The organism is Caballeronia sp. (assembly GCF_028292365.1).
Classification (GTDB): domain Bacteria; phylum Pseudomonadota; class Gammaproteobacteria; order Burkholderiales; family Burkholderiaceae; genus Caballeronia.
In genome coordinates, this window is sequence record NZ_JAQGMM010000626.1 from 1 (window position 1) to 9,838 (window position 9,838).

Consider the following 9,838-nt stretch of genomic DNA (forward strand, 5'->3'; position numbering starts at 1 on the left):
CCAGCCCCGTGCGGTACAGATCCTCGATCGCGAACATGTTGTACAGAGCGAGCGCCGTGGAAGCTTGCGTGCCGTTGAGCAGCGCGAGACCTTCTTTGGCCTGCAGCGTCAGCGGTTCGAGGCCGGCGGCTTTCAGTCCATCGATTGCAGGAGCCTGCTTGCCTTCGATAAACACCTCGCCAATACCCAACAAAACACCCGACATATGCGCGAGCGGCGCAAGATCGCCCGATGCCCCAACAGAACCTTTCACCGGAATTACTGGCAGGATATTCGCGTTGAACAACGTGATCATGGCGTCCATCACAACGCGCCGGATCCCCGAGTGGCCGCGCCCAAGGCTTGATAGCTTCAGAGCAATCAGCAGGCGAACGACGGGCGGCGCCATAGGCTCACCCACGCCCACCGCGTGCGACAACACGAGATTGCGTTGCAACAATTCAAGCTGATCGGCGGGTATGTGGGTGTTCGCCAGTCGCCCGAAACCTGTGTTGATCCCATACGCCGGCAACCCCTTCGCCGCGATGTCCTCCACTGCTTTCGCGCATGCGTCGATAGCGGCGTGGCTCGCCGGATCCAGCGTCAACTGGACGGGTTCCCGCGCGATGCGGCGCAGTTGGGGCAATGTGAGTTTGCCGGGGGTGAGCTTGATCATCGGTCGTCCTTTTTGGCTTTGGCTGCTTCTTGTCTATACAAGAGAATAGCCTCGAGTCTAGGACAACAAAATCGGTATATACAAGTTATTTTTTAAGGTCAGGATGAGGCAAATGGTTTAAAGCAGCACGCGGCGGGCTGACAGGCAGAGGCGAGAGAAAAGCAGATAATCCGGCTTACAGGTTGACTATATAATGGTTAAGCCTAGATATTCGAGGCGACAAATAGGAACTAGTGCTCGAAGATCACGCTATTCGCACCTGTCTATACTGCAGCGGCACCTCGGACTCACATCCGACGCTGCATATAGCCGCTAGCCGCCTTGGATAAGCAACCACCCGGCGCGCCCGCACAACGCGGGCTCGCCATGTGGCTGCTGCTGCAACACCTTCAGATACCTGCTTTATGCGCGGTGAAAATCAATCGCAGGCCCAGCGCAGTAATAGCGCCTGCCGCAACACGATCAATCCATTTCTTGGCGCGCAGGTACAGCTCGCGCGGACGGCGGCTGGAGAAACATAAGGCGACAATGGTGTACCACCCTGCTTCGATCGTGAAGATCATGGGAGGCAGGATGAGGTAACACCAGAGCGGCGGATGTTGCGGTAAAAGGGCGGCGAAAATACTACCGTACCAGATGGCAGTCTTCGGGTTGCTGAGTTGCGTCGTGAGTCCGATCCAGAATGATTTGCGCGGATTATGGTTCTGAACACTGCCGCCGTTATCCACCACCAGAGGACTCGACGCTCCACGCCAGATCTTCGAGGCGATATAGATCAGGTAGAGTCCACCGGCCACCTTCAGGCCGACATACAGCCATTCCACCGCGGATAACAGCGTATAGAGCCCCGCAAGTGCGATGCCGCTAAAGAACACGCCTCCCACGCCCATGCCGAGCGCGGTAGCTAATCCGTCCGTCCGCGACAAGCCGATTGCATTGCGTGCGACCAGCACGAAGCTTGGACCGGGGCTCATCGCCCCCATTAATAGCGCGGCAAGTATCGCGGCGACAGCGGCAAAGGCGGTCATCGGAGTTCTCCTGAAAGTAGGGTTATAGGGTGCGTTTTGCAGAAAAATAACACGAGCGGACCGGCGCCGCATTGGCAGATTAAGCAGATTGCTAAGTCGCAAGTGTCGGCCATCACTTGCGACCTCGACGCTCCAGGCCTGGCAACGCGTGTGAGCGAATGCAGACTGCTAGCTCCGCTCGGCGTTCACGAATGAATCAGCCACACGTCTCGCCGATGGAAGCAGGGATCGCTGCGCACCTCAGCGCTAACAGTCAAACGCGGTTTGATTGCAGCGTCACCAGCGTTCAAGACATGCCGCGGCCCGCAGCCGATGCTTGGTGTTTTGCCCGCCAGGAGACTGCATGTTGCAAGGCTATCCCGCTTCCCAGCCGTCCGCCGTTCTCACTCCGGTGACCCTCGACCACGCGGGCTCGATCCGATGAGCATCGTGCAAAATACGATGATCGCATTGGCGCGTAACGCGAGCGTGTCGCGCTTCATGCGCAGCGCAGGAGCACGAAGCGCGCTGGCGACGCGTTTCATCGGCGGCGCTGACGTTGAGGTAGCGCTCACCACGGCCAAGCGCCTGGTTGAGCGACATGGCATCCGCGCATCACTTTTCTACCTGGGCGAATACGTGGTCGATCGCACAGCGATTGAATACAACGTGAATCAGGTACTTGCCGCCATCGATACGCTTGGACGAGCCCGGCTCGACGTGCATGTGTCGATCGATCCGACCGCTATCGGTTTCATGGAAGACGATACATTCGGCACGGCAAACGCGACGTTGATTGCACAACGCGTTGCGTGTCAACCGTCGCCGCTCGGGACCGGAAACAAGGTCATGCTCGACATGGAAGACCTGTCGATCCTTGATTGGACCTGCAGGCTGCATGCGTTGTTACATGCGAAGGGCCTCCTCGTTGCACTGACTCTGCAAGCACAACGCCGACGCACGCTTGACGATCTCGGCAAGCTTGTCTGCCAGTCGACGTCAGTGCGGCTGGTGAAGGGTGCGTTTCCCGAATCCACGGCACACGATTACCAAGGGCGCGCATGCATTGACCGCGGTTACCTCGACGCAGCACACTTGATGCTCTCGCCAGAAGCACGCGACGCCGGGTTTTATCCTGCGCGTGGGCGGTCACGCTGCAACAGGCGATCAATGTCAAACAGGCGAGGCGTGCAGGGACGTTCATCGTTTCTTCTCCAGGAAAATCGATGTTGGGGTGAGCAGCGGGCACGCTTTCGGAGCCGGTTTGCACAAGCGCGGCCAATTCAATTTACTGAGTCATAAATCGCGCACTTGATCTTTCGCGACACCGGCGCGCGTGTCTTGTCGCGAGTAATGAACGCGTACATCGAGAGGCGTCGCTGGAACACAAGCGGGCGTCGTTTTGGTGTTGATGGCCAGGGAGGCGCTTATTCACAATGACATCTTCTGAGCCCTGACCGAGGAAACATCCAGCATGAACTCGCGAGAAAAACCCTCTGCCGCTTTCGAAGATCTTTCATCGACCATTCCGTTCGTCGATCTGACGGTTCGCAAAACGACGGCGCTGGTTGTCGTCGATGTTCAATACAGCGATGCCGCGCCGGACCGCGGCTGGGTGAAAGCGTGCGAAGCCGTGGAACCCGGCTCGATGCGTTACTACCTGGAGCGTCTGGCGCAGACTACGATCCCCGCCATTCGCCAGTTGCTCGACGCCTTCCGCGCAGCCGGAATGCCGATCGTGCATATTTCAACCGGCTCCGCTTACCGCGACATGCGCGATTGCCCATCGCGATTTCGTGACTGGACGCGCAGGCTGGAGCAGGCGGCGGGTATCGATGACCTGTGGTGGACCGGAAACCCGGACTACGCATTTCGCGAGGAGGTCGCGCCGCTGGAAGGCGAAACCGTGATCCGCAAGACAACGCAGGGGGCGTTTAATGGCAGCGAGATCCAGAACGCGCTGGACCGTGCGGGGATCCAGAATCTGGTGTTCGCGGGCGTGGTGACAAGCTGCTGTGTGGAGACCACGGCGAGGGATGCTGCGGATCGCGGCTTCGGTTGCATGCTGGTATCGGACGCATGCGCCGATTGCAGCCCGGCCATGCACGACGCCGCCATGAAAAACTTCGGACTCTATTTCGGGCAGGTTGTGCAGAGCGCGGACGAGGTAGTGCGGGCGATCAGCGTGGGAGCTACTTAATCCAAGGCCTACACGTTTAAGCCCGTTACAGCGTGGCTACCAAGGCGTCGACTTCGCCAGATGCGTCCGGTATCGGCTCAATAGCACCGTTCTTGCGCCCGGATACCGTTCGCCGGTTTCATCGGCTGACGTAATTCTGTCTGTCCGAAAACTACGGAAATCCTGACGCTTTTCGCACCACGCGCCAAGAATTCGGACATTGTCGAGGAAGCCCAGAACAACCGGCCAGACGATACGATTCGACGGTTCGCCTTGCACGTCCAGATACCCTATCCGCAGTTTGCACTGGCCACGAATGGCTGCACGCAGGCTAGTGAGCGGCACCGTATTAATCGGAAAGTCCGGCACCGGAGGTCCGGAATGGACGGTCGGGGCACGCATCGCGTCCTTGCCCGACGCGTTCAATACCGCATCAATCTTCGCTAGCGCCTGAGCGGCAGCCTTGCGCAAAACATCATCGCCGCGCTGGTCGACATAACGCAGGCCCAGCACCACGGCATCGATCTCGTCCTCGCTCAACATCAGCGGCGGCAGGAACAATCCCGGCCTGAGCACGTAGCCTATGCCTGCTTCGCCGTGTATTGGCGCGCCCTGTTCAATCAGCGTCGCGATGTCGCGATACAACGTGCGCTCGGACACGCCCAGGTCCAACGCGAGTTCGGACGCAGTTACCGGCACACGCTTCGCGCGCAGCCTCTCCAGCAAGGTCAATAAACGAGCGGTTCGGGACACCCTGGCTCCTGACAGGATTTGACAGGAGCTAAACGTACCATGAACGCACTATGAAGTTCACGCGGTCTCTCGACGGATGACTCCCGGACTAACGGGCCGGAGCAGCGTTCAACGTTACCTGCTTGACCGCGCTCGATTGCAGATTCCACTTGGCGGCAATCGCCGCATACGTCCCGTTCGCGATCAGTTTATTCAGCGCACCCAGCACTGCATCGCGCAACTTGGGATTCGACTTCGCAAACGCGATTCCTTCGGGCGAGGTCGCGAACGGCTCGCCGATCGGCTTGTAGGTAGTCGGTTCGAGCTTCATTGCATACGGCAGCGTTTCGCTGCCTTGCACGCCCGCCACAATTCGTCCTTGCTTCAATTGCATGCGTGCAGCAGAAGTATCCTCTGTGCCGGACACCGTGATGGCAGGCTTGCCCGCCGCCTCGCAATTCTTCGCGCTCCACGCGGCCGTGTCAGCCGGGAAAGACGTGCTGCGGCTCGTGCCAACCGACTTGCCGCAGAGATCCGTCGCGTGCTTGATCTCGTTCGCACGCGACGCGAGGATATAAAACTGCGCGCCCGAATTCAGGTAGTCGAGAAAATCGGCGGTGTCGCGACGGCCCGGGACGTCGCTCATTCCGCTCAGGATCATATCGACACGCCCCGTTGCCAGCGACGGCAACAACTGCTCGAACGCCGACTCCTGCCAGTCCAGTTTTACGCCCAGTTCCTTGGCGATCGCATTGCCCAGATCGATATCAAAACCGACCAGGTCGCCGCTTTCCGGGTCCTTGTATTCCATCGGCGGATAAATGGAGTTCACCGCGACCTTGATCACTTTCGACTTGACGATAGCGTCAGGCAGGGCCTGCGCATGAGCGCCGCTCGCTACAAGAAACGTCGACAGGCAAAGTGCCATCAGGCTGGAAACGGCACGGATCGGGTTCAGCTTGTTCATGGAAGACGCACCTTTATAAAGGTCTTGTTAAAAGTCGGGGTCAGGGAGCGGGATATCGGTCGGAGTAACAATTAACGCACTACGGGTCTTGAGTCGGCGTCGCCTTGCAGCCATTGCGTCAGGGTTCGCGCATCGGCGAGATTGTCCAGGTCGAGTACGGCAGTTTCAAGCGCATTCACTGACGCTTGCGGAATCGTCATGGCGGCCAACGCGCGATATTTATCGGCGAGGTCCGCATCGGAAACCGGATTGCGCGGGTCGCCGAGCGGCACGTTGATCTGTTGCGAACGCGGCTCGGCATCGGACAGTGCGAGCGTGATGACCGGCTCGTCGAGGTCGGACATCGACGGGTCAATTTCAAGCGTGACGCGTTCCATTGCGACCGCGATGCGCGGGTCGTGACGTTGCGCATCCAGATAGGCGCCGATTCCCGCATGGCCATTCACCAGCACCGTGGCGATCGCGTAAGGCAAACTCATCTGCGCGGAAGCAAGCGTGTGGAGGTCACGCCCACCGCACATCTGGTTCACGAAGGCGCTGAGGCTGACGTGCACGCCAACGAGCTTGTCCAGGTCCGCTTCGCGACCTTGCAGCAGGTCGAGCGTGGCATCCACTGCAGCGTGCGTGCTGCGGCATGCCGCGTGCGGTTTGATCGAGCAGCGCATGAGTTTCCAGACAACGCCCAAGTCAGCGAGCAATGCATCTGGCGTTTGCGTATCTCGTGCGAACGCGTTGAAGAAACCGCCCCATACGTCCTCGAACACCTGCGTCGGACCACTAACGTCCTGCTGGGCAAGCAACGCAGCGAGCAGTCCGCCTTCGGCTGCGCGACCCGTATGCATGCGCTTGGTCTGCGATGCGTCGTGGATGAAACCCCACAACCCGCCGCTGAAGCTCGCCGCGTGGCCGAACGCCGCAGCGGTCCGCGCGGCATCGAGACCGAGCAGGCGCGCGCTGGCGGCGGCCGCACCAAACACACCGCACGTCATGGTCGAATGCCATCCGTAGTTGTTGTGAGGCGAATACCCACCGCATGCTTCCAGCACGCGGCGGCCGACGTCATAGCCGAGTACGACCGCCATCAGGAACTCGCGGCCCGACACGGGCCGCTGCGTGCAGGCGAGCGCAGCAAACGCCGCGGGTAACACCACCGCGCCGGAATGATCGCAGCCGCCGGCGTCATCGAGTTCAAGCGCATGGGCAGCTACGCCGTTCACGAAGGCCGCATCGCGGGCGTTGAACGTTTGCGACGTGCCCCACGCGGTTACGTCACCACTGCTGCCCTTGCCCATCACCGCGCGGGCACTGCGGGCTTCCACCGCCGTCGCGCCGCCAAGCGTTGCGCCGAGGGTATCAAGGATATGGCGCTTCGCCTTGTGCACGAGCGGTGCGGGAAGCGCTTCGGCCGGGGTATCTGCAACAAACGCAGCCAAACGCTGCGATAGCGATAGCGATAAAGACGACGCGTTCACGCTTCCTCCCGCCGATGCCGCGCATACACTTCGACCGGATGACCGGGCTCATTAGCTTCCACGCTCTGCTGCCACCATGCCGCCATTTCCGATCCGGTGGCGAACCAGACATCGTCGCGTGAGCGGATATTGGCGAGCAACTCGCGCAGCACGTCAATGCGCCCCGCCGTGCCGATAATCTCCGGATGCAGCCTCAGCACGAAACACAATCCGAATCGATGAAACGCCGCGAAATCATGCTTCCAGTTCTGCAGCACTTCACGATACGAAGGAATGCGCGGTTGCCCAACCGGGACTGCCGGCGAGAGGTTATAAGCAAAGTACGGCTCGTCTTCCAGCTCGTAGTGCAGCGGCAACTCGACCAGACGAGGCGCCGTAAGCGACGTATCCGTATCCGGCATATGGAAGTACGGCAGATCATCGCCGCGCCATGATGAAGACCATGTCACGCCTTCATCGCGCAAGAAGTCCGCAAAGCCCGGCGCCCAGTTACCCGTGAATGAACGGAAACCTTGTGCATGCTGCCCGAGCACTTGAGCGAGCGCAGCTTGTCCTCGCCTGAACACATCCTTTTGTGCGTCGAGCGTGAGCGTATCGAAGTCTTCGCAGACGTAGCCGCTGTTGCCAATTTCATGCTTCTGCGTACTGATGCGTTTCACCAGGTCCGCGTGCGTTTCGGCCACACGGCCGGGGACGAACCAGCTTGAATGCACGTCGAATTCTTCGAGCGCGTCCAGCACGCGATCCACTCCGCGCTTCGCTCCATAGCGCCATACCGAAAGTGATTTCTCGCGTCCCGCAATGCGAGGCTCTTGCGTAAGGATGCCGTGTTCATCGTTGAAGTCGACTGTGACAACAACCGCGCAACGCGCGTTCTGCGGCCAGCGTAAAGAGTTCATCAGCGAGCTTCCTGCGGAGTCGGTGAGGCGGGGGTGTCATCGTGATTGTCACGCCACCATTGCGCGACGTCGCGACAGGTGGCGAACCACACGCCGCCCTGCGCGTGCATGTGATCGATCAGGCTTTCAAGTAGCGCGATCCTGCCTGGCTTTCCCGATACCTTCGGGTGGAACAACGTCGTCAGGCACAGTCCGTCGCGATGTGACCCATCGAACTCGCGCCGCCAGTTGTCGAGCGTCGTGTCGTAGCTCGCTATGCGATCCAGGCTCGCCGGAAAATTCGGATTGCGGTGATACGCAAGCGACGCATAGTCGTCCATTTCCCATCGGCCGGGAATCTCGACCATGGGTTCGGCCACGCCCGGCGCGTGCAGCAGATACGGACGGTCATCACCACGCATGGAACTCGAGTAACGTACGCCCGCTTCCATTAATACGCGGATGGTGTCCGGTCCCCAGTCACCGGAAGGCGTGCGGAAACCCACCGGGCGTATGCCGAGGTACTCGTCGAACACGTGCGCCGAGCGCTCCATCACCGCGCGTTGGCCGTCTGCATCGAGCGTCCAGAATGCCTCGTGTTTATAGCCGTGATAACCAATCTCGTGACCGCGCTCAACGATGGCCGCGCACTGCTCCGGCCAGTTTTCGACGACCCATGCAGGTACAAAAAACGTGGCCGGCACCTTCATGTCGCAGAGCATGTCGAGCAACCGTCCCAGCGCGCGCCAGGGGCCATAGCTGCCCAGCGTGAAGTAAGAAGGATTACTCCAGATCGAGCCGTCGAGCATGGCGTCGCCAGTCGGGCCGTCGAGGTCAAAAGCCAGCGCAACGCATGAGCGCTTCCCTTCAGGCCAGCGCGGTGTAGCTTGGTTGGTGTCAGTTGCTTGCATCGATCAACGCCTTTTGAACTGCGTGTTCCTGCAGACCCCATTTCACGAGGATCTTCTGATACGTGCCATCGGCGATAAGCTGGTTGAGCGCTTCCGTGAGTCCCGCGTTCAACGCGGCGTTGCCCTTCGCCATGCCGATGCCGTTGTACTGCGACAGGAACGGTTTCCCGATCGGCGCGTATGCGTTCTCCTCCACCGAATTCTGATACGGCAGCGTTTCACCACCCTGCACCGCGGCGTCGATACGGCCCTGGCGCAACTGCACACGTGCATCCGCGGAGCCGTTCGTGCCGCTTACGTTGACTGGCTTCTTGCCGGCCTTCACGCAGTGCTCGTTGCTCCAGGTCGCGATGTCGTCGGGCCACGACGTGCGGCGGCTCGCGCCCACCGTCTTGCCGCACAACGCGTCCATGCTGGCGAATTCACCAACACGTGCCTTGACGGTGTAGAACTGCGGACCGCCCGTGACGTAATCGAGGAAGTTAACCGCCTCACGGCGTGACGGCAGGTCGGTCATGCCCGACAGGATCACATCGACACGATGCGTGGTCAGTGCGCTCATCATCTGGTCGAAGCCAGTTTCTTCCCACTGCAGCTTGACGCCGAGTTTCGCGGCAATCGCTTCACCCAGGTCAACGTCGAAACCCATCAGCTTGTCGGTGGCCGGGTCCTTGTATTCGAACGGCGGATAGTTCGGCACGATGGCCGCAACCAGCGTGCTCTTGCCGATCGACGGCGGTGTCCCGGCGTGTGCCAGAGGCATGTGCAACGCCATCGTGCCGGTGACGAGCGCGGCAAACTGGCGAAAGCGAAGGGAAACATTCATGGAAACTCGCTGAAGAAAAAAAGTCAGCCCGGGTTCCAGCGGCGCTGGAATCACGAACAAAAATCAGGAAAGTACGGCCGAAATGAAATCCTGCGTGCGTCGATGCTGGGGATTTGACAGCACCTGTTCAGGCGTGCCGCTCTCCACTACCTCTCCCTGGTCCATCAACACAATGCGATTGTACACTTCACGCTCGAAGCAGAGTTCATGC

General features: G+C 60.0%; 10 protein-coding genes. 2 read left to right on the forward strand and 8 right to left on the reverse strand.

Features of this window, described 5'->3' with window-relative positions; all coding sequences use genetic code 11:
- Together JWR14_RS36340 and JWR14_RS36345 are read right to left on the reverse strand one after the other, a co-directional pair.
- Window positions 1-655, reverse strand: a 655-nt coding sequence (locus JWR14_RS36340; RefSeq protein ID WP_299719221.1) for an aromatic amino acid lyase, incomplete at its 3' end; no start/stop codon positions are given.
- A 389-nt stretch (window positions 656-1,044) separates the two neighbouring features.
- Window positions 1,045-1,683: a LysE family translocator gene (locus JWR14_RS36345; protein WP_299719223.1), complete on the reverse strand. Its 639-nt coding sequence runs from the start codon at window positions 1,681-1,683 to the stop codon at window positions 1,045-1,047.
- Between the two features lie 420 nt (window positions 1,684-2,103).
- Here JWR14_RS36345 and JWR14_RS36350 point away from each other — a divergent pair, with 420 nt between their 5' ends.
- Both JWR14_RS36350 and JWR14_RS36355 read left to right on the forward strand, forming a co-directional pair.
- On the forward strand, window positions 2,104-2,964 hold the full coding sequence (locus JWR14_RS36350; RefSeq protein WP_299719225.1) for a proline dehydrogenase family protein: 861 nt from the start codon (window positions 2,104-2,106) through the stop codon (window positions 2,962-2,964).
- A gap of 172 nt (window positions 2,965-3,136) precedes the next feature.
- The gene (locus tag JWR14_RS36355; protein ID WP_299719227.1) at window positions 3,137-3,862 is read left to right on the forward strand and encodes a cysteine hydrolase; all 726 of its coding nucleotides are present in this window, start codon (window positions 3,137-3,139) and stop codon (window positions 3,860-3,862) included.
- Window positions 3,863-3,898: 36 nt separating this feature from the next.
- Here JWR14_RS36355 and JWR14_RS36360 read toward each other — a convergent pair whose 3' ends face one another.
- From JWR14_RS36360 to JWR14_RS36385, 6 genes are all read right to left on the reverse strand, one after another.
- Window positions 3,899-4,594 (reverse strand): YafY family protein, encoded by a 696-nt coding sequence (locus JWR14_RS36360; RefSeq protein ID WP_299719229.1) that lies wholly within the window; start codon window positions 4,592-4,594, stop codon window positions 3,899-3,901.
- Between the two features lie 88 nt (window positions 4,595-4,682).
- Entirely contained in the window at window positions 4,683-5,540 is an 858-nt protein-coding gene (locus tag JWR14_RS36365) for an ABC transporter substrate-binding protein (RefSeq protein ID WP_299719231.1), read from the reverse strand.
- A 71-nt stretch (window positions 5,541-5,611) separates the two neighbouring features.
- Window positions 5,612-7,012, reverse strand: a complete 1,401-nt coding sequence (locus tag JWR14_RS36370; protein ID WP_299719233.1) for an MmgE/PrpD family protein — start codon at window positions 7,010-7,012, stop codon at window positions 5,612-5,614.
- The gene (locus JWR14_RS36375; RefSeq protein ID WP_299719235.1) at window positions 7,009-7,911 is read right to left on the reverse strand and encodes a polysaccharide deacetylase; all 903 of its coding nucleotides are present in this window, start codon (window positions 7,909-7,911) and stop codon (window positions 7,009-7,011) included. The genes JWR14_RS36370 and JWR14_RS36375 overlap by 4 nt, the downstream gene beginning before the upstream one ends.
- Window positions 7,911-8,801 carry a polysaccharide deacetylase gene (locus tag JWR14_RS36380; protein WP_299719237.1) on the reverse strand — a complete coding sequence of 297 codons (891 nt, stop codon included), beginning with the start codon at window positions 8,799-8,801 and terminating at the stop codon, window positions 7,911-7,913. Before JWR14_RS36380 ends, JWR14_RS36375 begins: the two co-directional genes overlap by 1 nt.
- Window positions 8,788-9,627, reverse strand: a complete 840-nt coding sequence (locus JWR14_RS36385) for an ABC transporter substrate-binding protein (RefSeq protein ID WP_299719240.1) — start codon at window positions 9,625-9,627, stop codon at window positions 8,788-8,790. Before JWR14_RS36385 ends, JWR14_RS36380 begins: the two co-directional genes overlap by 14 nt.
- Window positions 9,628-9,838 lie beyond the last annotated feature (211 nt).